Below are 25,326 nucleotides of genomic sequence, written 5' to 3'. Positions count from 1 at the left end.
TGACGCCATGGTCCGCACAGGCCAGAATGCGCAGACCATCAAGGGGACGCCATGAAATCCGAAACGCTCACCGTGCGCCAGCTTTTCCAAGACCGCCGCCAGTACTGTGTACCGTTCTACCAGCGCGCCTATGTGTGGACGCTGCGCAATCAATGGAATGCCTTGTGGCAGGACATCCAGGAAAAAGCCCAGGCACGGGTATCCGGCCTGAGCATCACACCGCACTTCCTGGGGGCAGTGGTCCTCGAACCCCAAGCCAAAGACGGGCTGATGGGCGTCGACACCCTGCACATCATTGATGGCCAGCAACGGTTGACCACGCTTCAGTACGTGCTGGCCTCGCTCCTGCTCGCGTTACGTGCCACCGGCATTCAGGCCTTTGAGCCCAGCGTGATCGGCTGCATGCAAAACAACAACGAAGAAACCATGCGCGACCCCAAAATGGAGCGCTATAAGCTGTGGCCGACCTTCCGCGACCGCCCCCATTTCATCAAAAGCCTCGGCATCCAGCGTCTGGACGATTTCCGGAGCGAATACCCGGCCCACTTCACGCAGCACGGCAGCCTGCGCAAGCACCATGATCACCCACCTGCACTGGCCGCGATCTGGTTCTTTACCCATGAGTTCATACGCTGGATTCGCTCAGGAAACGAATTGGCCGCCGCCTATGCAGAAAGCCTCATCATGGCGGTATTGCAAGACCTCAAGCTGGTCAGCATTTCGCTGGAAGCCGAGGACGATGCCCAGGTGATTTTTGAAACGCTCAATGGACGGGGCGCAGAGCTGCATGCCACGGATTTGATCCGCAACTACATTTTCATGCGTGCCGACCAAGATAAAGTCGATGCCCAAGCGCTTTACGACAAGCAGTGGCTACCGTTCGAAGAAGACTACTGGTCGACCAAGCAGCGTCGTGGCCGCCTGAACAAGCCCCGCCTGGAGTGGTTGATCCACGCCACCCTGCAAGCAGAGATGGGCAGTGAGGTTGATCTGTCACGCTTGTACAACGAATACCGGCGCTATGCAGCCGAGGCTCCAGCCAACACCGCAGACCGTCAGTTGGTGACCCTGACCCAATACGCGGAACATTACCGCGAACTGATCAGCACCTCCGGCTCCTCCCTCATTGCTCGTCTTGGGCGTCGTATTGCGGCGTATGATGTCACGACGCTCCACCCGCTGGCCCTGCTGATTTCGACTGCGCAAGTGCCTGAGGCGGACAAAGCCTGCATGTTCAATTGCCTGGTGTCCTACGTGGTACGCCGCGCTATCTGTGGACTGACGCCCAAAAACTACAACAACATCTTCCTCAGTGCGCTACGTCACCTGACGAAATCAGGGATCTCCAGCGGGGTCCTCGGCGACTATCTGAGTACACTCAACGGAGATGCTTCCCGTTGGCCCGACGATGCCGAATTCCGTAACGCCTGCGTCAGCGCACCGTTGTACCCAGGCCGGCTGGATACCGCGAAAACCCGTTCGCTGCTAACGGAGCTGGAGGGCGGTTTACGACTATCCGTTAAAAGCGAAGAGCCCGAACTGCCAAACCTATCAGCGCTTGATATCGACCATATTTTGCCGCGCAGCTGGCACGCCCACTGGCCGCTGAAAGATGGCAGCGTGGCAGCCGACAGCGACGAGTCGGATATCGAAGTGATTGTGCGCTCTGGCGGCACATTGACGCCCTGGCAGCTCCTGATTCGTGAGCGGCATGAGAGCATCCCAACGCTAGGCAACTTGACGCTGCTGAACCTCAGCGTCAATAGAGCGGCGCAACACTGCGATTTCGCGGCGAAACGCGACAAGCTGCTTGCTAATACCAGCCTGCGTCTCAATGTCCCACTGATTGCTACCTCTGCGTGGGATGAAGCCGCGATTTCAGCCCGAGCCAATGCCCTCGCCACCATAGCACTGACGATCTGGCCCAAATACGAATGATCACCTACCACTCAGAAGCAGCAACACTACTTTGCTGCCGAATGCCGATCCGGTAGTAGCGGCTCTGCTTACGCGAGGCGATCCCTCCGGGGATCGCCCCCGCGATACAGGCCGACCGTGCGACGAACCGGAGCCTCACCCGAGATGCCGTTTGCTGGCGCCGCTCAGTGAGTGCCTGGCGCGCGCCGCCGTTCAGCACAGCGGAGAGGTCTATTCACGCTCCAGACTACGAGCATCGGCGGTGACCGCTTCCACAACCCCCGCCAGCTCCCGCACCAGGTCAGGCTCGAAACGCTCCAAGTAAGCGGCGATAGTCTGATTGCGCAGCATGCGAGACACATAGCCCTTGGCAACCACGAGTACCAGCATGGTTTCGCCAAGGGTGTCTTCAACCAACCGGTAGTCGTGGTAGAGCTTTTCCATCTCCCGCTCCATGCGTGCAATGTCTTCAGCAGTCACGCCCTCACTGACTTTCTTTGCCTCGACCAGCTGTTCAGGACGCGTTGCGGCCAAGACCATTTCGGCGTAGCGGCCAGTAAAGCAGTTAGCCGACATCATCATCTCGACTAATTCGATCTGGCGCATCGGCTTCATCTTGCGCAGCACGCGAAAGACCGCCTGACTGACCATTCGCGTTTTCAGCATCTCAGCGACTTCCGGCGCAATCCCCCGCAGCAAATGCTGGCGCTCGCGGATGCGTCCAACGTTGACGCTCAAGACTTCGGCAATCCGTTCGGCGGTCGTTCCTTTGCGAATCGCCTCCAGAATCATCTTGTGCTCTTGAATCGGGGTAAGTCGGTTGACCTGCCGGTTGTAGGTAAAACCTTCGTCATCTGTCGCCAACAGGCACAACGCGTCTTCCGCCCCCAACTGTACGAGCGCAGCTAGCCGCAAATGACCATCCAACAGTAGATAACGGGGCTCCCCTCCCGTCCCGTGAACCGGCTCGGGATGCACCGCGAGCGGCTCGACCACGCCCAACTCACGGATGGAGGCCAAAATCGCCGCATACTTGACGGACGTCAGCATATCGTGGGTGACTTGGCGAGAGGGCAGGATCAGCGGTAAGCGGACGGTAATCAAATCGGGCTCAAAGGCACGCTTGACGACAGTCATGGGTCCCCCTGAATACGCTCGGCCAATACCTGCGGCATATCATCAATACCTTCACTGCGTAACATTGACCGGAAAAATTCATCGGCCAACAACCGACGCAATGCGGTCACGACGAAGAGCAATCGTTGCTCACCGATGTCCGCCTTCTTCACCATCAGGCGCTGACGGCGCACCTCACTCTGATAGGCGGTCAGCAGCTGGCGAGGAGTGGTCATGCGCTCGCCTCCATGCTGCCTACCATAGCCCTTGCCAAGAACGCGTCTTCGGTCGATCAGACGGCGCACCTTGATGAGTTCATCTCCTTTCAACAATCCACTTTCATAGGCTTCGACCATGGCGGCCTGGACCTGGCCATCGTCAGACCGTGCCACATGGATCGCGACTTTAATCGGTAGCCAGCCCTTTTCGACGGCAGCGATCAGGCGCTCCTCTCCTTGCCGCAACAGGATCAGAATGCCGCCAACATAGGCACGGTCCAAGCAGGTTTTCTGGGCAATCTGCCTGATGGAGTAACCACGCTCGTGCAGTACGTTAATCGCCATCAGCAAGTCGCGGTTCGAGTGCTTGCGTCGCGCCAGATTCTCTACCAGGCTGATGAGATAGCGGTCCGCCTCAGCCGCCGTCACCACGACCGCCGGTATGGCCGACTCCCCCAGGACCTTGAAGGCTTCGAAGCGCCCCTGCCCACAGATCAGGTCGAAACTCGAACCGTTGCGGGTCACCGTGATCGGTCGTTTCAACCCCAGGCTCGCAATGTTTTCCACCAAGCGTGCAAACACTTGTTGATTGCGACTACGCGGATTGAGCACGCGAATATCCGCGAGTGGGATCTGCGCAATAGGCGCCGCCTGCGCCACATGTAGTGCAAGATGCTCTCCCGATGTGGCCATTACGCAGCGCTCCCCAGGGGTATACGTCGACTCAGGGCCGCCAGGATATCCAAGCTGTCGAACCGGTAGAGTTCCAATTCGCGCGGATTAGTATCTCCCAGACGCAGGTGAGGGGCCGCCAAATCGATCATGGGAAAGAGGTAGTAATCAAGCACCTCCTGCTCACCGGGGAGCATGCGAACCGCGACAGTAAGGTCAGGTAACAAACCGAAATCAAAGCGCAGCTGCCAACGCCTGCGCACTGACTCTGAACATTGACAGCGGCACAGCACCACCGAGATCGAGAACTCATCATTAACCCAAACCAGTTGGGTCTGAGGGTCGACCGAGATGCGTCCACCGACAAGACGAATGCGCTCCTGCGTGTCGACCAAGATCTGCGGATACAGCTCTCGCAGCCGGCGATTGGCCTCCAGAAAGCTGTAGTCCCGTGCGGGTGAATAACCAATCAGGCTGTAGCTGCGTAGCAAACTACCAAAGCGTTGGCGATAACAACTGCTGGAGGGGCAATCCTCTTGCTCATCAATGATCAAACCAGACAGACAACCTCGCTCCGCAAATAGTTGCTTCAGCGTGGCCAGCATTTGCTCATCAGTCCAGTGCCGTGACCGCGCACGGATGATGGCCTGCGCCGCGAGAAACAAGGCGTGGTCGACCACTGAGGAGAAGGCACCGTCGGCCCGCACCAACTGATCAACTGGATTAGGTGTACGGGGCTGTTTCAACTTGCCAGACGTGCGATTCCAGACGTTGTTACCGATGTACTTTTCGTTGATCAGGACCTGATGCACTACACCCCGTGTCCACGGCCGCTGGAAGTCTGTTAGCAGGCCACGCCGATTCAGTTGCGTTGCAATTTCAGCTTCGGTTCGACCTTCCCTTACAAAGGCCTGGTAAATGTCTTGAACGACCTGTTGCTCGGACTCCGGACCTGGCGTGAGGATCACCCGATCCGTCTGAAGGCTTTTGTACTCTCCCCGACCCAAGATTGCTTTAGGCTGCCCAGTCTGATCGATAAGTTGACGACGCAATCCATAGCCAGCCGGGCCTCCTTGTCGGTAGCCCAACTCGATCAGGCGCGACTGCCCCGCAAATACCTTGACGGACAGCTCACGGCTGTACTCACCGGCCATCATGCGCTTAACACTCTTGATGATGCTGGAGACCGGTGAGCCATCGTTAACGAACTGTTCGGCGCAGTATTCGACCCTGACACCCGCCTGCCGACATCGAACTTCATAGCTGGCGCTCACATCAGGGTCCTGAAAGCGCCCCCAGCGACTTACGTCATAGACCAGAACCACAGAGAACTCGGACTGACCCGCGTCAACGTCTCGAAGTAGCTGCTGAAGAGCTTCCCGACCATCCAGGCTCAAGCCACTTTTCCCTGCATCGGTGTACACCCGGACGATCTCCAGCTCATGCGCTGCGGCATAAACGCGGATCGCATCCAGCTGGTTCTCAGTGGAGTACTGCTGGTGTTCCGTCGACATGCGGACGTAGGCAGCGGCTCTATTGCTGCCCTCTGCCAGGGATAGCTGTGCTCGTCTCATTTGTTGATCGATGCCCCCTCAGCAGCTTGTGGTCTACACCCATGCCAAGCCGTAGACCTCACCACGCCTACCGGTCTTCGTCAGATACGCCACAAACGAATATAAAGAGGAGACACAGAAAAATGATCGCGAAAACGGGCAACCCATTTCCAATCAACGCAGAAATCTACGCCAGCGCCGTAGCCGCAGCCTTACGCACCGAATTGGGCATGTCACATCGCGCAATCAAGACGCTGCGCCATTGGACCGATGCCAGTGAGCGTACCGCTAAGCACTGGCTGGCGGGCAGCCATGGTCCCAGCGGCCTTCATTTGGTTGAATTGATGCGGCATTCAGACCATGCGCTTCAGGCAGTGCTTGAATTGGCACAGCGGAACTCGTCCGTGGCAGTCGTCTGGCTTCCCGCTTTGCGCGAGCGCTTACTTGACGTCGCGGACATGATCGAGGCTTGCCTGGGTCCAGGCAGCGCTCACTGACGGACTTTTGCGGAGGCCCACTCCGATCACGCAAGTGGGACACAATAGGATTACGGTGAGAGGCCCTTAGCTGGCAGGCCGTCTTGTCGCCCCCCAAAGGACAACGGTTCAAGTTGGCTCATGGCGGCACACCATGCGCCAACTGCCCAAGCAACCTCAAGATCTCTTCGCGGCCTGCTTCACTTTGAACAAGGTCTTTGGGACATTGCCCAGCAAGACCGATGACAGGCGATGAGAACCAACGCGAAGCGCACGATGGATCGTGACTGAAGAACGCCATAACCTGATGAATGACTCCTACCATGGCCAGAACGTCTTCTGGGCACTCGGTCGTAGGCATTACCAGCGCAGCCAACTGAGGCCAGAGGGCCATTGCGACGCGAGTAGTGCAGCGCAGGCAAAGCTTTAACACCCCCTCCCCCTGCGCCGGGCGGGCAACAATAGCCCAAGTGCTGCTGAGGTCTTCGGTCAGGAGAACACAGCCACAACCGGCACAAGATGGACTTGGATTACTCATTTCGCACCGCCAAGGCTGTCTGGCAGCGAGCACAGAGTTTCCAAACGCGCCTCGCGCTTACCAGACGCTGCGGCCCAGGCTTCCCACAGCGTTGGCAGATCGCGTCGGTCACGTATTCCACTGCCATGGCTAAGGTCTGTATGTGCAGTGGCGCGAATGGTTCCTCAATCCTCAGGTAACCATCCATGGGCTTTACAAGGGTGAGCTTGAAGTCGTAATCCAGTGCAGCAAGCTGTAAAGCATTGGCGAAACGTTGCCAGCCAGCAAAATCGGGACCGAGGTCTAGGTCCAGAGCCTTGATCTGCTGCGTCCAATCCTTCCCCTGCATTTGCTTCACCTGTTTCCCGATCGTAAACCTGATCTTCTTGTAAACTTGGTAGGTTTACGAAAAATCTAGCTTTACGATCTAGCTATTAATGACGAGTAGAGTTCTGATCCAGGTGCCACAATGTCAGCACCCGATATAATCCCTGGGCGGAGGATAACTTTCTCTTCAGCTTACCCTTGGTGCATTCGCCAATGGGATAAATCCGCACACAGGTCCCTAACAACAGCGTCAACTGCAAACTCAGTTGCACCACTTCACGTCTATACCTGAACGAAATCAGCTCCACCCCGCGCTCTGGAAAATCGGGGAGATCATGGGGCTGAACCAGCAAAATTTCAGGATCCCGAATCGTCAGCTTACGAATATCGGAGCAGAACAAAAGGAGGACAATATTTTGACGCGGCATCAACATATTGATTTACCTTGGGAAGAATTTGCCCTTGGTCAGCACTGGAAATTTAGTATACCGAAAGTCCTTGTCAACTTTTGAGGCCCATAGGACTATTAGTTCAAGTTCAATGGCCACTCACCGATTAGCCAAGTCCACGACCACTCCGGCGACCTCCGCATGGTTAGCCTTGGCGGAAACAGTCTTGAACTGGCTTGAGCCGCTCGACACAGCCAGCGTCACCGTCTAAATAGGCCGCCCTACGCCGCATGGGGCGATCCTTAGCCCCCTCCTTGGCGAAAAGTCGATCTACTCTAACGCGAAGCCAGCTATTGACTTTCATGGCAAGCCTTGTTATACTCTGGCGGCATCTAATCAATGCACGAAGCAAGAATGAAAGCACTTTCCCTCCCCTTGCAATACTTATTACCCTTCCTCAATCGCTGATCAGCGAGCTTTCAGCTTTCTGCTACCCCCTGTCGTTTCGGCAGGAAAAACTTACTTGACCTGTAAGCTTACCGAGTTCCACTAGACATGGCGCCTAGCCACTCGTCAGGCAATGCTCCGTGATTTCTATAAAATAATAATAGGAAAATATAGATATAACTTTTCAACCCCTTGATTAATCCGATTTTCTCATCAACCAGTCAATCTAGCAAACGAACCGACCAGGACCGAACCATGATGTTATGACCATCTATCTGACAGCCGTTTGACAAGCTGATGCCTTAGTACCAGCCTAAGTAACGCTACCAATAGGGTATACATCATGAAAAAAATCCGCAGTTCTGGCGGTGGCCTCCCCTCGCCCGAAAGATTGATTGGGCGCAGCAAATATGGGAAACAAACCACGGTCTTTCCCTCTCGAAAGAATGGCTCGCTGATTATCTGTGAAACACGGCTGGAAGCAGACGCCTGCTTTCACTGGGAACAGGATCGGAATGTCATAGCCTACCGAGAACAACCCGAGCGGCTGCACGTGCTGGTAGAGGGCAAGGCTCACACCTACGTGCCAGATTTCGTCGTTCAGTACGCAGATAGGCCCATCCGCTTTGTTGAGGTAAAACCCGACAACGTCTTTCAAAAACCGAAGTCCCTTGCCCTCTACCAAGCAGCCAAGCAGCTCGTCGAATCCCGAGGCGCTGACTTCGAACTGCTGACAGAGCGACAAATACGCCGCCAGCCACTCTTGAACAACCTGATCCAGGCCTATAACCAGTCACGGGCCGTTTCGCCACTGGAACTCGACTACCTGCGTGACCGACTTGGCGCCCTGACTCCGCCGTTGCGCATTCGCGAGCTACTGGACCTGCCTTCGCCACCTTCCCCTGGCGCGATAGCTGCGGCGATTTTCAATCAGGACCTGCATCTCGACTGGAGTAAGCCCCTCACCCAAGACAGCCGAGTTGACTGGAGATAAGGGCATGGAAAAGCGTCATGAAGTGCGCCTGGGCGCTCGCTACCTGTTCAATGGTGAACTGATGGAAGTAGTTAGCTTTTACAATGGCTACTTTCAGCTACGAGGCGTCAACCACAAGGGAGTGATAAACCTCCTTGACAGTGAAATTGATAAGCGCCTACAACAGGGACAACTGGTCCCTGCTCGCAGTGCCATTTTGAATGAAACTGAAGCACTAAGAATGATCCATCTCGATGCTTCTGAACAACTCAAACTGGACAATATCGCTTACTACATTCGCAAGCTACACGAAAAATTTCATGGTTCACTGCCACGTGAGAGCACTCTCGCTGAGTTGCAGAATCTAGCATCAGAACGCGGCGACCCAAAGCCGCCAAAATACACAAAAATATACAATCTGATGAAACGCTACGTAGAGAGCGGTCAGAATATTTTTGCGCTACTAAAGGCACCGCAGAGTAAATGCCAGCGCGCTAAGAGGCTCGAACCAGAGGCCCTCGACATTATGCAAGACTACATAAAAAATTACTATTTGACGCCAACCCGGCTACCAGCCTCCTGCGTCTACCAACTCATGAGAGGCCATATCGAGGTTTTGAATGAAGACCGAACGACGGATCTAGACATTCCTTCCACAGCGACGTTTTACCGCGCAGTGAATGCTATTCCCACATATGTGGCCGATTGCGCACGCCTGGGGAAAAAAGCAGCTGCCAATAAACATAAGTTTGGCACTAGCATTCACTGTTCACGCCGCCTACTCGCAAGAGTTGAGGCCGATACGCAAGAACTAGATGTTGAGCTGGTCGACGACTTTGGCCTGAATATTGGTAGACCCTATCTGACTATGCTCATAGATACCTACTCGGGAGCACTAATTGGTTGGTCGTTGTCGATGACACCGCCCTGCTACGAGAAGACCGCTAGCGCATTGCGCCATGCACTGACTGAACGAGAGGATGGCTCTCCAGCCGGACTAACTGAGGAGTTGGTCGTTGACAACGGTTCCGAATTCTACAACGCCTCCCTTCTAGCAACTGCCCAACGACTTGGCTTCCAAATAAGGTTTTGCGCACGAGGACAACCTGATCAAAAGCCGTTTATTGAGTCATTTTTCAAGACGCTCAACAAACAGCTAATTCATTGCCTAGAGGGAACAACAAAATCAAACCCAGCAGAAAAAGGTGATTACAACTCCACAACCGAAGCAACGTTCACGTTGGCAAAACTGCGGGATATTTTTGAAGATTGGGTACACAATTATTATCACAAGCGAAGACACGGTCAGCGCAGCCTTCCAACGCTAGAGATGTGGAAGCAAAGCATCGATCCGATTAACCCACCAAAGGTCTTCTCGCCGGAAAACGTTTCTTTTCTGTGCATGGCAAGCTTCCGCTGCACAATTAACAAAGGACGAGTTAGACATAAAAATTTGGCCTGGACCGGACCCGGCCTCTCACACCTCGCAGAGGTGGTTGGAGCGGGCCAATCTGTAGAGGTTTTGTATGACCGCTCTGACCTCGGCACTGCCTATGTACATGCACCGGGAAGCCACGTTTTCTACACAGCTGACGCAGTCACTGATTATCAATATGGCCTATCGATGTACGAGCACGAACTTGTGCAAGAAAAACTCAAGGCTGAGAAAAAAGCGTATGACGAAACTGACGCAAGAAAAGCCCTGCTCAGAATTCACACAGAAATCAGCAACGGAAAAACACGGAGCGAACGACGCAAACGTCAGCAATTGCAAGACGCGCTAATCCAACAGCGCTCTCTTGATATTACCCACGAATTCCCTCCAGACCATGATCACGAGCTAGAGCCCCAGGAAACTGACAATGCCCTTATCAAACAAGACATCCGAGGTAACGAAGTCGATGACTCCGAGGAAGACGACTATCAAACCATTCAACTACCCAGGAAGAAACCATGACCAAAACTATTACCGACAAACTATCGCAGTTCGCAGAGTGCATTGTCAGCCACCCTGAGTACACCCAAGCGCTTGATTGCATTTATCGTAGCGTAGAAACCACTCAGGTGCGCGGTGAGCCAGCCTCTGCGCTCATCGTTGGAGAGCCTGGTACAGGGAAGTCTACTGTTTGCAAGGTTGCGATGAGCCGTTTCGGTGCAAGAAGCGTCGTTACCGATGAGCATGGAACCAGAGAGATTGTGCCGGCATTCTACTGTTCGCTCAATGCTGGAGCAACCATAAAAACGCTGACTGTTAGCATGCTTGAAAAGCTGGGATCCACCAATACCTCAGGTAATAACTCGACACTTTTTAACCGTCTTGTTGTTTTGCTAGAAACTTGCCAAACACAACTGATAGTCCTTGACGAATTCGATAATCTGCTCAGAAAAGGTGCTGAAAAATCAAGGGAGCAGGTCTGCGACTGGGTTCGCACTCTTTTGAACGAAACCCTCGTCCCTATAGCTATTGTTGGCATACCACGTTGCGAGGAGATCATCAATGCCCACCCGCAACTTTCTCGACGCTATCCTTATCGTCACCAAATGACCGAATTTACCTATTCGACGCTAGATCCAAAATCGGTATTCAGCAAAACCCTCCGTGCACTGGGAAACACCCTGAAAGAGGTTGGCGAGTTCACAAGCTGTATGAACATCTGCGCGGATCAACACCTAAAGGCAATGTACCTGGCCAGCGGCGGAAACATGAATGGGATTAGGCAACTGCTCAGCGATGCCCTTAAAGCCGCTCTCCTACGGGACGATGGATGCTTTACCCATGAAGATCTCGCAAAAGCGGTGGACCTGTCGTTCATCCCAACCGCCAAATGCCCCAATAATCCCTTCCGTTTGCCCCCGGCGTCGCTCGACCGAATCATCGCCGGGAGGATGAGTTAATGAAGCTTTTTTTCCTCGCTCATGGATCTGACGAAGAAAGTCCACGCAATGTCCTGATCCGTACCGCGCTGGCCAATGGGTTCGGCTCAGTCACTGCAATGGCCAGAGCCATGGGCTCCAAGGAGTCTCGACAACCCTTTGCATGGCAAATGCGACACTCGAAACTAGTCACTGAACTCAGCAAAAACACCGCTCTCAATGGGGGGCAATTCCGACGAAGCTTTTATACCCAGAGAGGCCCCACAAGCGAAAGTCCGGTGGAAGTGATGGGACTGCTAGTCCCAGCGGCATCGATCCGTGCCGAAGCCTACTGTTTCTGCCCAGAATGCCTTCGGAACGTTGGTCATCGCGCGATTCAAGACCTCATCTGGCTGGATACCTGCCCCTACCATGAATGTCGATACGAGTTCGCCTGCCCTAACTGCCAGAAGCCGATTCAATGGACCCAGTTGGTGGGTAACCACTGCCGCTGCGGCTTCGATCTCTGCATTAGTCCTACCGCAGCCTCTCAGTCTCAAGCCTCCCATCTGGTTCTGGACTTCTTCAGAAGAGGGGACCAGGATGCACTGGACCGTTTTATGTTTGCACTGCGGGCACTTCGCTATGAAGCACACCCCCAGCGCTTGATGATTCTCGAAATGGCGGCACGCGTCGCCAACTGCGATGAGCAAACATTCAATGAGGTGCTCGCTCTCGCAAGCAAAAAGTACCCCTGTTTGCCGGTTCGAGCACTCATGGCGCCTTGGATGACCGCTACTGACGTATGGATCAGAAATCAAATCTCTCGCTTGCTCATTTCCGAAGTCCCCAAGAACGAGCACATTGGTTCATGCCGTTGTTCAGAGCTACAGCTTTATCAAGATGAACTGCTGAAGGCTTTGAATGTATCTACCAAAAATCTCAAGTCACTGCTGTCACGCAATCTGGTTCAGCGAAAGAAGCAACAAGGAGTACGTTGGATCTATTCTGCGATCAACCTGTGCAAATTGTTGGAAGCACAGCAGCACGCACCAAATACCGTATTCAGTGTTCCAGAGGCTCTTCATAGTGACGACCACAACGACCTCATCACTATTGAGGAGGCCGCAGTCCGGCTCGGAGTATATCCTGAGGCGGCACGCAATGCGCTCTCCAATGGGTTTATACAGCCCCATCTAAAGAAAGGTCCACGTGGTAAAATTTTGATCAATGCGGCATCTGTTGCTCAATTTTCGACCGATTTCATATTCATCGGTCAGCTTGCCGATGAGCTGGCACTTCCTCGCACCACGCTCTCTGCCAAGCTGCTTCACCTCGGAGTGCAGCCAGTATCAGGCCCTTTGATCGACGGTGGCCTAGTAACCATCTATCGGCGCACGGATCTTGGTCAGGAGCTACTCCTAACGCTCCAAGGCTTGGTTCGTTATAAATCGAAGTCTGGCAGAAAAAGAGCCTCTGCTAGCTGCGGCGCCCCTGAGCCAGACGATTCATGCGTCAGTGCTGTCGCCGCGCGTATGCTGCAAGTGTCCCTGCATGATCTTAAGCACCTACACGACCTCGGCCATCTCACGCGTGTGCAGGGAGCAAAACGGAGATTCACGATGAGTTCGGTCCTCAACACCAAAGCCCTGCTGGAAAGAATGCTTACGCTAAAAAGCTGTGCAAGAGAACTATCAATGTCACCGCAAACCTTCTCTCGGCGTTTTGTCCAAAGCGGTTTCGTAGAGCACCTGCGCTTGGGTGCCAAGGTCTTTATACCCCAAAACCGACTAACGCAACTGAAAGAACACCGCCTATCGTTCGTTAGCCTCTGCGAGGCAGATGAGATGCTCGACGGCCCCATCGGATATTCGACCAACCTTGTGAGAATGGGAAAAATCAATCCAATATCGCCAGGGGAGCCAGGATATGTCCCGACTGTCCGCCTACTACATCGCAACGAAGTAAACAGGTTAAAATCGTAGGTCAGACGCCGAGCCATCCGACGATGCCGGGGCATACTTTCCCTTGATAATAGTCATTTCACAAATAAGTGATAAAAAATCGCTAAATTTCACACAATAGTGGAAATTGAATTTCGCTCCAAGCGATAAACTCCTCGCCAGCCCTTGATTTTCCTTAGTGACATTTCTCAGTCCAATGAGAATGAGCGCCAAAGGCTGCCTTCGGGCAGCCTTTTTATCGAATTGGAGAAACGCTCTTCCGCACTTGTTTTCTGGCGAGCTTCTGATTGTTTAAACCCAACTCCCCATAGCTCCCGACACCCAGCCCTAACGAAACTAGCGTTCGCAGGCCTTTGGCACATGCGCCCCGTCTGCTCCAAACCATGGAGAGCCCGGAGGCCAGCCAAGACTGATCTCCACCAGCCCTCCTCTTCACCCGTCACAACCGTCCCCTCCAGGCACTCGGGTTCGAATCCTAAGTGTGCTTTTGCGCCCACGAACTCGGTCGGATGACCGGGCGCTTCTTCGACGGGCATTACACCCGCTAGCTCGACCCGGACCCGAAAGTGGGTGGGTGATGGATAAACCACACTTTAGTCGTAGGATGTCATCGGATTAGCGTGCTAGAGCCATTGCTCGCACAGGCACTCGAAATCAGAGCGAAATCCCCAGCAATACGGCCATCGCGAAGCGTTGACACACCCGTCCGTGCTTGCTAATAATCGCCATAGTTGTACGACAACACATAACAAAAACAACAATCTGTGGACGATCCCATGTCGACACCCATTGCACCCCACCCTCGCATTTCATACCTCCCCTGTACTCAGGCCACGGGCACCTAGCGCCCCGGCATCGTCGCACCTGCATATCTTCCCCCCCCCCGTAGGCCGCTCGCGCGCGTGCGGTGGACGGGCTGCCGCACCCTTTTGTGGAGCACAACAACAATGAAAATCTGCCAAAGAACCCTCCCCTTCGCCCTGTTTGGCGCCGGCCTGCTGGCCAGCCTGCCCGGTATCAGCCTGGCCGAAGGCTTCGTTGAGGACGCCAAGGCCACCCTGGGCCTGCGCAACTTCTACATCAATCGCAACTTCACCAACCCCAGCAACCCGCAAAGCAAGGCCGAGGAATGGACCCAGAGCTTCATCCTCGACGCACGCTCCGGGTTCACCGAAGGGCCAATAGGGTTCGGTGTGGATGTGCTGGGGCTGTGGTCAGTGAAGCTCGATGGCGGTGGCGGCACCTACGGCACCGCACTGCTGCCGCGCCATGACGACGGACGGCCGGCAGATGATTTCGGGCGTCTGGCAGTGGCGGGCAAGGCGCGTATCTCGAAGACCGAACTGAAGATCGGTGAATGGATGCCAGTACTGCCTATTCTGCGTTCGGACGATGGCCGCTCGCTGCCGCAAACCTTCCGTGGTGGCCAGGTAACCTCCAATGAAATCGCCGGGCTGACACTCTATGGTGGCCAGTTCCGTGGCAACAGCCCGCGCAACGATGCGAGCATGGAGGACATGAGCTACGGCGGCGGGGTGTCGGACCGCTTCAACTTCGTCGGTGGCGAATACAAGTTCAACCAAGACCGTACGCTGGTAGGGCTGTGGAACGCGGTGCTGAAGGACGTTTACGAGCAGCAGTACCTGCAGCTGAGCCACAGCCAGCCGGTGGGCAACTGGACCCTAGGCGCCAACCTGGGTTACTTCCACGGCGGCGAGGACGGCTCAGAACGCGCCGGGAAACTGGACAACGATACCTACTCGGCGATGCTGTCGGCCAAATATGGCGGCAACACCTTCTGGGCCGGTCTGCAGAAGGTCGATGGCGACACCTGGATGCGGGTCAATGGCACCAGCGGCGGAACCTTGGCCAACGACAGCTACAACTCCAGCTTCGATAACGCCAACGAGCGGTCGTGGCAGCTGCGTCATGACTTCAACTTCGTCACCGTCGGGGTGCCTGGCTTGACCTTGATGAACCGGTACATCAGCGGGCGCGACGTGCACAGCGGGGCCGTGACCGATGGCAAGGAATGGGTACGGGAGACGGAACTGGCGTATGTGATTCAGAGCGGGGTTCTGAAGGACTTGAGCGTGAAATGGCGTAACTCAAGCATTCGTCGTGACTACAGCAACAACGAGTTCGATGAGAACCGGTTGATCTTCAACTACCCATTGTCGCTCCTTTGACGCAATTGCAGTGGGGGCCGCACAGCAGCATTGACAACCGCGGAAACCACTACCGATAATCAACAAAGTCATACGACAACTTACAACAACTAACAACAAGAGCCGGCCATGACCCCTACTCCCCTCAATCGCCTGCTGCTCACCGGAGCGGCAGGCGGCCTGGGCAAGGTCCTTCGCGAACGCCTGCAAGGCTACGCCGAGGTCCTGCGCCTTTCCGACATCGAGCCAATGGCTCCCCCCGCGGGCCCCCATGAAGAAGTGGTGACCTGCGATCTGGCCGACAAGGCCGCCGTTCATGCGCTGGTCGAAGGCGTGGATGCGATCATCCACTTCGGCGGCGTGTCCACCGAACATTCTTTCGAGGACATCCTCGGCCCCAACATCTGCGGGGTATTCCATATCTACGAAGCGGCGCGCAAGCACGGGGTCAAGCGCATCGTCTTCGCCAGCTCAAACCACACCATAGGGTTCTACCGTCAGGACGAGCGCATCGACGCTCTCTCCCCGCGCCGCCCCGACAGCTACTATGGGCTATCCAAATGCTATGGCGAGGACGTCGCCAGCTTCTACTTCGACCGTTATGGCATCGAAACGGTGAGCATTCGTATCGGCTCGTCCTTCCCGCAGCCGCAGAACCGCCGGATGCTCTGCACCTGGCTCAGTTACGACGATCTGGTCCAGTTGATAGCGCGCGGCCTGTCCACTCCCGACGTCGGCCATACCGTCGTCTATGGCGCTTCGAACAACCGCACGGTGTGGTGGGACAACCGTCATGCCGCGCATCTGGGCTATGCGCCCAAGGATACCTCCGAGGTCTTTCGCGAAGCCGTTGAAGCCGAGCCGGCGCCCGCCGCCGATGATCCAAGCATGGTCTACCAGGGCGGTGCGTTCACCGTGGCCGGACCGTTCAACTGATCCACGGCGCGCCAGGAGGTACGGCCATGAACTGCGAACTGATCGTCGACGCCCGCAACGGCACCGGCGAAAGCCCCGTGTGGCACCCCCTCGAACAAGCCCTGTACTGGGTCGACATTCCCGCCCGCCAGCTGCATCGCTGGCAGGGAGACGGCAGCCACGACGTCTGGCAAGGCGAGGAAATGCTCGCCTGCATCGCCCGTGGCGAGCAGGGTTGGATCGCTGGCATGCAGACCGGCATCTTCCAGCTTCGAAGCAGGTCGGACGGTACCCTCGACAGCCGCCTGCTGAGCGCCGTCGAACATGCCCAGGCAGGCATGCGCTTCAACGATGGCCGTTGCGACCGCCAAGGCCGCTTCTGGGCCGGCACCATGCTCATGGACATGCAGCAAGGCGCCCATGTCGGCGCCCTGTACCGCCATGATGGCGAAGGCCAGATGCACGTGCATCTCAAGGACATGATCGTGCCCAACGGCCTGGCATTCAGCCCCGATGGCACACGCATGTACTTATCCGACTCGCACCCCAACGTGCAGAAGATCTGGGCCTTCGACTACGACATCGACAGCGGCACCCCACACAACCAGCGTCTGTTCGTCGACATGCGCGCCTACCCCGGTCGGCCCGACGGCGCCGCTGTCGACGCAGACGGCTGCTATTGGATCTGCGGTAACGACGCCGGCCAGATCCACCGTTTCAGCCCTGACGGCCGTCTCGACCGCTCATTGAGCGTGCCGGTGAAAAAACCGGCGATGTGCGCCTTCGGGGGCGCCCACCTCGACACCCTGTTCGTCACGTCGATTCGCCCGCCGGGCATCGACCTCTCCGACCAGCCATTGGCTGGGGGAGTGTTTGCCTTGAACCCTGGCGTCCAAGGCCTGGAGGAACCTGCCTACCGGGGCTGAACCGCCACCTGCCGCACCTACACCGACACGTACGAAACCAGATAATAAAAAACACGGAGTTTCATCATGACGTTCAAACGCAAGCTGCTTCTTGCCGTACTCCCGTTCACTTTCACCCTGTCCTCCACCGCTTCGGCGCTGGACATCAAGTTCGCCGAGATTCACCCCGCCGGCTACCCGACCGTGGTCGCCGAACAGAACATGGGCAAGAAACTCGAAGCGGCCAGCAATGGAGATATCACCTTCAAGATGTTCGCCGGCGGCGTGCTGGGCTCCGAGAAGGAAGTCATCGAGCAAGCACAGATCGGTGCCGTGCAAATGACCCGCGTGAGCTTGGGGATCGTCGGCCCGGTAGTGCCTGACGTGAACGTGTTCAACATGCCATTCGTATTCCGCGACCACGACCACATGCGCAAAGTCATCGACGGCGAAATCGGCCAGGAGATTCTCGACAAGATCACCAACTCCGAATTCAACCTGGTGGCCCTGGCCTGGATGGACGGCGGGACCCGTAACCTCTACACCAAGCACCCGGTGCGCAGCATCGACGATCTCAAGGGCATGAAGATTCGCGTGCAAGGCAACCCGGTGTTCATCGATATGATGAACGCCATGGGCGGCAATGGCATCGCGATGGACACCGGCGAAATCTTCAGCGCCTTGCAGACGGGCGTCATCGACGGGGCCGAGAACAACCCGCCGACCCTGCTTGAGCACAACCATTTCCAGAACGCCAAGTACTACACCCTGACCGGGCATCTGATCCTTCCGGAACCGGTGGTGATGTCCAAGACCACCTGGAACAAGCTGACCCCCGAGCAGCAGGCGCTGGTCAAGAAGGTCGCCCGTGAAGCGCAAATGGAAGAGCGTGCGCTATGGGACGCCAAGTCCATTGCCAGCGAAGAGAAGCTCAAGGCCGCCGGTGTCGAGTTCATCGCCGTCGACAAGAAGCCGTTCTACGATGCCACCGCTGCGGTGCGCGAGAAGTACGGCGCGCAATACGCCGACCTGATGAAGCGTATCGCCGACGTCCAGTGACGCCGGCTCCGTTCCCAGATGACCCCTGCAGTGCGGTTTTCGCCGCCCTGCAGCTTCGGTGATGCCAATGAAAAACCTTTTCCTGCGTGTGAATGACAGGTTGTACAGCAGTTGCATCTGGATCGCGGGCCTGGCGGTACTGGCCATGTCGCTGATCATCCCTTGGGGCATCTTCGCCCGTTACGTCCTGGGCACTGGTTCCAGTTGGCCGGAGCCTGTGGCCATTCTGCTGATGGTGTTGTTCACCTTCGTCGGTGCCGCCGCCAGTTACCGGGCCGGCGCACACATGGCCGTAGCAATGGTCACCGACCGTCTGCCCGCACCAACCCGTCGCTCGGTGGCCGTACTGGTGCAGCTGCTGATGGTCGTGGTGTGCATCTTCATGACCTGGTACGGCACCCAGCTGTGCATCACCACCTGGAACCAGTACATGGCTTCTCTGCCTGCGGTGCGGGTAGGCATGAGCTATGCACCGATCCCGGTTGGAGGTGTGCTGACCCTGATCTTCGTGCTGGAAAAACTCATGCTGGGCGATCAGAGCAACCGCAAGGTCGTGCGCTTCGACCTGGTGGAAGAAAGCGAAGGAGCGGTGTAAATGGATGCGTTCATTCTGTTGGGCAGCTTCATCCTGCTGATTCTGCTGGGCATGCCGGTGGCCTACGCGCTAGGCATGGCGGCACTGATCGGTGCGTGGTGGATCGACATCCCGTTGCAAGCGATGATGATCCAGGTCGCCAGCGGGGTTAACAAGTTCTCGCTACTGGCCATTCCCTTCTTCGTGCTGGCCGGCGCGATCATGGCCGAGGGTGGCATGTCACGCCGGCTGGTGGCTTTCGCCGGGGTGCTGGTGGGCTTCGTACGCGGTGGCCTGTCACTGGTCAACATCACGGCCTCGACCTTCTTCGGCGCCATCTCCGGCTCATCGGTGGCCGACACCGCGTCGGTCGGTTCGGTGCTGATCCCGGAGATGGAACGCAAGGGCTACCCACGCGAGTTCTCCACCGCCGTCACGGTCAGTGGCTCGGTACAGGCATTGCTGACCCCGCCAAGCCACAACTCGGTGCTGTACTCGCTGGCGGCCGGCGGCACGGTGTCGATCGCCTCGCTGTTCATGGCCGGCGTCATGCCTGGGTTGCTGCTGAGCGCAGTGATGATGGGCCTGTGCCTGATCTTCGCCAAGAAGCGCAACTACCCAAAGGGCGAGGTGATTCCGCTGCGCCAGGCGCTGAAGATCGCCGGTGAGGCGCTCTGGGGCCTGATGGCCATGGTGATCATCCTCGGCGGCATCCTGTCGGGGGTGTTCACCGCAACCGAATCGGCCGCCGTGGCGGTGGTGTGGTCGTTCTTCGTGACTATGTTCATCTACCGCGACTACAAGTGGCGCGACCTGCCCAAGCTGATGCATCGCACGGTACGCACCATCTCCATCGTGATGATCCTGATCGGCTTCGCGGCCAGCTTCGGCTACGTGATGACCCTGATGCAGATCCCGTCGAAGATCACCACCGCGTTCCTGACCCTGTCGGACAACCGCTATGTGATCCTGATGTGCATCAACTTCATGCTGCTGCTGTTGGGCACCGTGATGGACATGGCACCGCTGATCCTGATCCTCACCCCGATCCTGCTGCCGGTGATCACGGGTATCGGTGTGGACCCGGTGCACTTCGGCATGATCATGCTGGTGAACCTAGGCATAGGCCTGATCACGCCGCCAGTGGGGGCCGTGCTGTTCGTAGGGTCGGCCATCGGCAAGGTCAGTATCGAGGCCACGGTGAAGGCGTTGCTGCCGTTCTACCTGGCGCTGTTCCTGGTGCTGATAGCGGTGACTTACATCCCGGCTATCTCATTGTGGCTGCCTAGCGTCGTGCTTTAGGTGGCCTTGTTTGGGGCCACGATGTGGCCCATCGCCGGTAAGTCGGCGTCTGCAGGGTGAGTGTGGAACCTGCAGGAGCCAGCTTGCCGGCGATAAACCGCAAGACAGCCCGTCTTTGCAAATGGATCCTGCACATGGCTTTCCCCTCCTGCGCTGCTACCCTGTTTCCCCGCAAGCTGGCGATCGCTCTGCTGGCGTTGCTGGCCTGCTCGTTCGCCGCCAACCACGTCGCCGCGCGCATCGCTTTCGATGACGGCACCGGTGTGTTGCTGGCAATCCTTTGCCGCTCCGGCATTACCTTCCTGGTACTGGCCTGCCTGCTGGTGTGGCAACGCCAAGGGCTGAGCCTGCCGGCTGGCACGCGGGGCTGGCAGTTGCTGCTCGGTTTGCTGATCGCCACCCAGAGCCTGTGCCTGTATTCGGCGGTGGCACGTATTCCGGTGGCCCTGGCGTTACTGGTGGGCAACACCTTCCCGATGTTACTGGCACTGCTCACCTGGGCACTGGGCGGCCCACGCCCGACCGGCCGAACGGTGTTGTTCATGGGGCTGATTCTATGCGGCCTGGTATTGGCACTGGACGTACCCGCGCGAATGGCCGACAGCAGCGATGCCAATCCGCACTGGGCCCTGGGCGTTGGCCTTGCCTTCTGCGCCGCATGCGCCTTCGCCTGCGGTTTGTGGATCACCGATCACAAACTGGCCGGCGTACGCGGGCCAGTACGCAGCCTGCTGACCTTGCTGGTGGTGTTCTCCAGCATGCTGGTCGCTGGTGTGAGCGGTGTGATGCCATCGGGGTTGTCGCTCCCGGGCAGTATCGGCGGCTGGGTGGCCCTGGCCAGCCTGGTGGTGCTTTACGGCTTGGCCTTCAGCCTACTGTTCGTCTGTGTGCCACGGCTGAACATGGCCCAGAACGCACCCGTGATGAACGTAGAGCCGATCGCTACCTTGCTGCTGGGCTGGGCCTTGCTCGACCAGCGCCTAAGCGCGCTGCAACTGGTCGGCGGTGCCGTGGTGGTGTGCGGGATCGTGTTGCTGACCTACCGCAAGGCAAGCTGATCTCCACGCTTGAAGGAGTCGTTGATGGCTGTAACCGAGCTGCACCTGCAGGACCGCCTGACCCGGCTGAGCCTCACGCCCGACCTGGGCGCCAGCCTGATCAACTGGGAGGCCAAGTCCACCGGACAGGCGCTGCTGCGTCACTCCGACCCGACCGCGCTGGCCAGCGGAACACCACGGCAACTGGCGTGCTATCCGTTAGCGCCCTGGTCCAACCGGATTGCCGAAGGCGGTTTCGCACGGCCCGACGGGTGGCAGGCGCTGGCCCCCAACACCGCCCATGACCCCTACCCAATTCATGGCAGCGCCTGGCAACAGGCCTGGCATGTGGACCTTCACCGCGAGCACCACGCAAGGCTGACGCTCGTCAGTGAACAGCCATTCGCGTACCGGGCGACACTGGATGTACATCTGCTCGAAGGGTGCCTGAAACTCGACTTGCGCGTGACGCACCTGGACCAGGTCGCTACCTGGTATGGGTTGGGGCTGCACCCCTACTTCCCGCGCTATCCCGACACCCAAATACAGGCTGCCGCGCGCCATGTGTGGCTGGCCGAGCCAGATCGGCTGCCGTCGTATCAGGCTGAAATACCTCCAGACTGGAACTTTGAAGCCCCCGGACTGCTGCCGGAGACGCTGGTCGATCATGCGTTCAGTGGATGGACGGGAGACTGCATCATCGAGCAGCCGGGTGCGGGGTATCGTTTGGAATGCAGGGCCCGTGGCACCGAGCATTTTCTGTTGTACTGCCCGCCGGGACAGGCGTTCTTCTGCTTCGAGCCGGTCAGCCATCCGATCAATGCCCATCACTTGCCGGGGCGGCCGGGGTTGCGGTTGTTGCAGCAAGGGCAAGCGATGAGTCTGGGTTTCAGCTTGCGCTACCGAGGGCCTTAGACGACGCCTCCCTTGCCATGTGGTCTCAGTCCAGGTGTTGCGCCCGTAATGTTTGCGCCAGCATGTCGATGAAGGTCCTGACCTTCGAGGAGCCGTACTTGCTCTCGCGGTGCAGCACATGGATGGGCCAGGGCGCCTCTTCGTACTCGGCCAGAATCACCTGCAACTTTCCGCTGGCGACTTCTTCGACCACCTGGTACGACAACAGCCGCGCGATACCCAAACCGCCGACAGCCGCGGCAATCGCGCCATCGTTGCTGGTCACCGTCAGTCGGGGCTTCATCCGCACCATGGTCGGCTCGTCGGTCAGGCCGAAACGCCAGCCGGCCTTCGGCGACAGGGTGGTGGTGGCGATCACGGAATGCTCCAGCAGATCCGACGGGTGCAGGGGCACACCATGCCGGGCCAGGTAGTCGGGCGATGCACACAGCATCCGGCGCACCCTGCCGACGCGCAGGGCCTTGAGTCCGGAGTCGGGCAGTGGCCCGATGCGCACCGCCACATCCATGCCCTCCTCCACCATGTTCACGATTCGGTCCAGGAAGTACGCAGATACATCCACCTCGGGATACTGCTGCAAGTAGCGGACGATGCACGGCATGACGAACTTCTTGCCGAACAGGATCGGCGCCGTCACCGCCAGTTCGCCCCTGGGCGTGGCGTTGATGCCGGCTGCCGCTTCGTTGGCTTCGTGAATGCTGGCCAGGATGTGCCGGGTGTCCTCCAGGTAACGGCTACCGGCCTCGGTAAGGCGTACGCTGCGGGTAGTGCGCAGCAACAGCTTGACCCCAAGCTGTTCTTCCAGGGCACTGACAGCCCGGGTGACTGCCGCTGGCGAGATGTCCAGATGACGGGCCGCGGCGGCAAAGCTTTCCAGCTCGCCAACGGCTACGAACACCTTCATCAGGTGAATCTGATCCATGCCGGCTCCTGAGTATCGTGGGTTGTGTATTGTCCGCACCGGCCCGGTCGCCGACAAGCCAACGCCTGCAACGTTCGCCCATCTTCGTATCAAAGGTCCAGAACCAATCCGCGCTCCTGCGCCTGGGCCGGTACTGCACAGCAGATCAGCACCGTACCGCTTTCCGGCATTTCGGCTGGCGGGTTCGGGTAATGCACCTGGCCACTCACCAGCCGGGTCTTGCAGGTCCCGCATGAGCCTCCTCGGCAACTGAAATCAGGCGACAAGCCTCGTGCTTCGGCAAGTTCCAGCAAGCTGCCAGCGCCCGGCGTCCATCGTGCCTCCTTGGCCGACGCAGCGAAATACACCGGCACCGGCTCACTGGCTGCCGGCGGTTGTTGCAGCACCGGTCGATCGCCATCGGTGTGACGACGCAACGTCGAGGGACCGAAGGCCTCTGCGTGGATGCGGCCATCGGGCACATTCACCGTGCGCAGTCCGTCGTAGATGTCCTGGGTGAAACTGGCTGGGCCACACAGGTAGAAGTCATAGTCGTCCAGCGCCAGCGTTGCCTTGATCTGCTCGATGCCAAGGCGGCCGGTATGTTCGTAGTCGCGCCCTGCTACGGCGTCTGCCTCCGGCTGGCTCAGGGATCGATGCACGCTCAGCAGCTCTCCTGCCTGCTGGCGCAAGCCGGCCAGTTCCTGCTGGAAAGGCAGGTCGGCAAGGCTGCGCGCGCCGTGGAACAGATGAATGCGCCGGGGCATGGGACTGGCCAGCTGCGCACGCAACATGGCGATCAACGGGGTGATCCCCACACCTGCCGCAACCAGCACGATCGGCCGCTGACTTTCGCTGTTCAAGATAAAGTTGCCCATCGGCAGACGCACCTCAAGCAGGTCGCCGACGGCGATTCGCTCATGCAGGTGGCGGGAAGCCGGGCCCTGGGCTTTGACACTGATACGCACGAAACCATCAGAGGGCGCGCAGGACAAGCTGTAGGTACGAACCAATGGCGCAGCGTCCCCCTGCGGGATACGCACGGGCAGGTGTTGCCCTGGCGCGAATGGCACCGGCTCACCTGGAGCAAGGTAGAACGAGCGAATGTCGCGGCTTTCCTGCTCCATCCGGACCACTCGCCAGCTCAACCATTGCCGTTGGCGCTGTACCTGTTGCATGCGCTGCTCGGCCTCGGTCCAGGTGCCAGTCGCAAGGCTCGTGGGCGCATATTCCTGAAATGCCCAACGTAGCGACAACGCCGCTGGCCGCAGCACCACATGCGTCACCTCCAGGGTCCAGATGCGCTCGGCGCCTTCGAATGCCGTGATCAAAGGGCTTTGCAGGATCACTTCGGCGCGCCCGGACACCTGCAACACATTGCCCGTGGTGAAATCGACGAACAACAGGCCCGCCACCGGGTTCTCGACCAGATTGCCAAGGGTGTTGAAATGCAGGTTGCCGGCGTAGTCGGGAACGGTCAGGCGATTGCCTTCGACCCGAACGAAGCCGGGACGACCACCGCGATGGGACACATCCACTGAGCGACGCCCATCCTCATGATCGATGAAGCTGGCGACAAAGAAGGTGTCGGCGTTCTCGATCATGGCACGGGTCGTCTCATCCAGCCCGGCCGAGTCTCGGCGTTGCTGGGCGGGCTCATCGACGCGTACGTAATTGCGCAGCTGGATGTACTGCGGGCAGTTGCCGAACGACTGCTCGACGCTCACCTCCAGTTGCTCGGCCGAAGCCTGGCGGATCAGCCCGTTCATGCGGTTGCGTCGACGGGTATGCAGTTCGATGCCAAGCAGGCCGACGGCGTCGCCTGTGGCCAGGCCTGGCGCTGCTGGATCGTCGCTGGCCGGTGGCGTGCTGATCAGCAATGTCCGAGGGTCGGGCGAACTGACGAAGCCTTCCGCGCCTTCGAGCAGTGTCGCCCAGGGGTTGCCCTGTGGGTCCACCGCTCCAATTACCATGAACGGCAGTTGCTGGTAAAAGGCGCGGTGTTGATCGGGCATGTAGTCTCGAATGACCTTCTGTCCGAATACCTCCATGCGTTCTGCAACGCCAACGTGCTCCTGCAGTCGCTTTTCACCTGCGTGCCAGGGCGATCCGGTGCGTTCTTGCATGG

General features: G+C 57.8%; 21 protein-coding genes. 14 read left to right on the top strand and 7 right to left on the bottom strand.

Going from position 1 to position 25,326, the window contains the following annotated elements:
• The first annotated feature begins 51 nt into the window (after nucleotides 1-51).
• Nucleotides 52-1,938 carry a DUF262 domain-containing protein gene (locus P3R38_RS05845; protein WP_021783299.1) on the top strand — a complete coding sequence of 629 codons (1,887 nt, stop codon included), beginning with the start codon at nucleotides 52-54 and terminating at the stop codon, nucleotides 1,936-1,938.
• A 210-nt stretch (nucleotides 1,939-2,148) separates the two neighbouring features.
• On the opposite strand, the gene P3R38_RS05840 is transcribed toward P3R38_RS05845, so the two are convergent.
• The 3 genes from P3R38_RS05840 to P3R38_RS05830 are packed head-to-tail and all read right to left on the bottom strand — an operon-like array spanning nucleotide 2,149 to nucleotide 5,497.
• Nucleotides 2,149-3,054 carry a plasmid partitioning protein RepB C-terminal domain-containing protein gene (locus tag P3R38_RS05840; RefSeq protein WP_021783298.1) on the bottom strand — a complete coding sequence of 302 codons (906 nt, stop codon included), beginning with the start codon at nucleotides 3,052-3,054 and terminating at the stop codon, nucleotides 2,149-2,151.
• A complete protein-coding gene (locus tag P3R38_RS05835; RefSeq protein WP_031322333.1) occupies nucleotides 3,051-3,944 on the bottom strand; it encodes a plasmid partitioning protein RepB C-terminal domain-containing protein in 894 nt (297 codons plus the stop codon). Before P3R38_RS05835 ends, P3R38_RS05840 begins: the two co-directional genes overlap by 4 nt.
• Nucleotides 3,944-5,497: a recombinase family protein gene (locus P3R38_RS05830; protein WP_021783296.1), complete on the bottom strand. Its 1,554-nt coding sequence runs from the start codon at nucleotides 5,495-5,497 to the stop codon at nucleotides 3,944-3,946. The genes P3R38_RS05835 and P3R38_RS05830 overlap by 1 nt, the downstream gene beginning before the upstream one ends.
• A 122-nt stretch (nucleotides 5,498-5,619) precedes the next feature.
• Between P3R38_RS05830 and P3R38_RS05825 the strand changes: the two genes are divergently transcribed.
• Nucleotides 5,620-5,973 carry a hypothetical protein gene (locus tag P3R38_RS05825; protein WP_021783295.1) on the top strand — a complete coding sequence of 118 codons (354 nt, stop codon included), beginning with the start codon at nucleotides 5,620-5,622 and terminating at the stop codon, nucleotides 5,971-5,973.
• A 509-nt stretch (nucleotides 5,974-6,482) separates the two neighbouring features.
• Here the strand turns inward: P3R38_RS05825 and P3R38_RS05820 are convergent.
• Both P3R38_RS05820 and P3R38_RS05815 read right to left on the bottom strand, forming a co-directional pair.
• Nucleotides 6,483-6,827 (bottom strand): hypothetical protein, encoded by a 345-nt coding sequence (locus P3R38_RS05820; protein ID WP_186618309.1) that lies wholly within the window; start codon nucleotides 6,825-6,827, stop codon nucleotides 6,483-6,485.
• 76 nt (nucleotides 6,828-6,903) lie between these two features.
• Nucleotides 6,904-7,230 (bottom strand): hypothetical protein, encoded by a 327-nt coding sequence (locus tag P3R38_RS05815; RefSeq protein ID WP_021783293.1) that lies wholly within the window; start codon nucleotides 7,228-7,230, stop codon nucleotides 6,904-6,906.
• Nucleotides 7,231-7,975: 745 nt separating this feature from the next.
• Between P3R38_RS05815 and P3R38_RS05810 the strand changes: the two genes are divergently transcribed.
• The 12 genes from P3R38_RS05810 to P3R38_RS05755 all read left to right on the top strand — a co-directional run bounded on the left by P3R38_RS05810 (nucleotide 7,976) and on the right by P3R38_RS05755 (nucleotide 22,297).
• Complete coding sequence (locus tag P3R38_RS05810) at nucleotides 7,976-8,626, top strand: TnsA endonuclease N-terminal domain-containing protein (protein WP_060489915.1); 651 nt, start codon at nucleotides 7,976-7,978, stop codon at nucleotides 8,624-8,626.
• Nucleotides 8,627-8,630: 4 nt separating this feature from the next.
• The gene (locus tag P3R38_RS05805) at nucleotides 8,631-10,562 is read left to right on the top strand and encodes a DDE-type integrase/transposase/recombinase (RefSeq protein ID WP_277686898.1); all 1,932 of its coding nucleotides are present in this window, start codon (nucleotides 8,631-8,633) and stop codon (nucleotides 10,560-10,562) included.
• A complete protein-coding gene (locus P3R38_RS05800; RefSeq protein WP_004576814.1) occupies nucleotides 10,559-11,500 on the top strand; it encodes a TniB family NTP-binding protein in 942 nt (313 codons plus the stop codon). Before P3R38_RS05805 ends, P3R38_RS05800 begins: the two co-directional genes overlap by 4 nt.
• Complete coding sequence (locus P3R38_RS05795; RefSeq protein ID WP_060489919.1) at nucleotides 11,500-13,443, top strand: TniQ family protein; 1,944 nt, start codon at nucleotides 11,500-11,502, stop codon at nucleotides 13,441-13,443. Before P3R38_RS05800 ends, P3R38_RS05795 begins: the two co-directional genes overlap by 1 nt.
• Nucleotides 13,444-14,369: 926 nt before the next feature.
• Entirely contained in the window at nucleotides 14,370-15,611 is a 1,242-nt protein-coding gene (locus P3R38_RS05790) for an OprD family porin (RefSeq protein ID WP_277686897.1), read from the top strand.
• Nucleotides 15,612-15,719: 108 nt separating this feature from the next.
• On the top strand, nucleotides 15,720-16,526 hold the full coding sequence (locus P3R38_RS05785) for an NAD(P)-dependent oxidoreductase (RefSeq protein WP_023379113.1): 807 nt from the start codon (nucleotides 15,720-15,722) through the stop codon (nucleotides 16,524-16,526).
• A gap of 26 nt (nucleotides 16,527-16,552) precedes the next feature.
• Complete coding sequence (locus tag P3R38_RS05780) at nucleotides 16,553-17,431, top strand: SMP-30/gluconolactonase/LRE family protein (protein ID WP_023379112.1); 879 nt, start codon at nucleotides 16,553-16,555, stop codon at nucleotides 17,429-17,431.
• Nucleotides 17,432-17,497: 66 nt separating this feature from the next.
• Entirely contained in the window at nucleotides 17,498-18,469 is a 972-nt protein-coding gene (locus P3R38_RS05775; protein ID WP_023379111.1) for a TRAP transporter substrate-binding protein, read from the top strand.
• A 67-nt stretch (nucleotides 18,470-18,536) separates the two neighbouring features.
• Nucleotides 18,537-19,064, top strand: coding sequence for a TRAP transporter small permease (locus P3R38_RS05770; RefSeq protein WP_023379110.1), 528 nt, complete (start codon nucleotides 18,537-18,539; stop codon nucleotides 19,062-19,064).
• Entirely contained in the window at nucleotides 19,065-20,345 is a 1,281-nt protein-coding gene (locus P3R38_RS05765; protein WP_023379109.1) for a TRAP transporter large permease, read from the top strand.
• A 134-nt stretch (nucleotides 20,346-20,479) separates the two neighbouring features.
• Nucleotides 20,480-21,403, top strand: a complete 924-nt coding sequence (locus tag P3R38_RS05760; RefSeq protein WP_023379108.1) for a DMT family transporter — start codon at nucleotides 20,480-20,482, stop codon at nucleotides 21,401-21,403.
• A gap of 24 nt (nucleotides 21,404-21,427) precedes the next feature.
• The gene (locus P3R38_RS05755) at nucleotides 21,428-22,297 is read left to right on the top strand and encodes an aldose 1-epimerase (RefSeq protein ID WP_277686896.1); all 870 of its coding nucleotides are present in this window, start codon (nucleotides 21,428-21,430) and stop codon (nucleotides 22,295-22,297) included.
• A gap of 25 nt (nucleotides 22,298-22,322) precedes the next feature.
• On the opposite strand, the gene P3R38_RS05750 is transcribed toward P3R38_RS05755, so the two are convergent.
• The gene (locus tag P3R38_RS05750; RefSeq protein WP_023379106.1) at nucleotides 22,323-23,219 is read right to left on the bottom strand and encodes a LysR family transcriptional regulator; all 897 of its coding nucleotides are present in this window, start codon (nucleotides 23,217-23,219) and stop codon (nucleotides 22,323-22,325) included.
• Nucleotides 23,220-23,308: 89 nt separating this feature from the next.
• The gene (locus P3R38_RS05745) at nucleotides 23,309-25,324 is read right to left on the bottom strand and encodes a pyridoxamine 5'-phosphate oxidase family protein (protein WP_023379105.1); all 2,016 of its coding nucleotides are present in this window, start codon (nucleotides 25,322-25,324) and stop codon (nucleotides 23,309-23,311) included.
• Nucleotides 25,325-25,326: the final 2 nt, after the last annotated feature.

This window comes from Pseudomonas sp. NyZ480 (assembly GCF_029537255.1).
In the GTDB taxonomy this organism is placed as follows: domain Bacteria; phylum Pseudomonadota; class Gammaproteobacteria; order Pseudomonadales; family Pseudomonadaceae; genus Aquipseudomonas; species Aquipseudomonas taiwanensis.
Note: the sequence above shows the minus strand (reverse complement) of the source record. Positions and strands in the feature narration are given on the sequence as shown.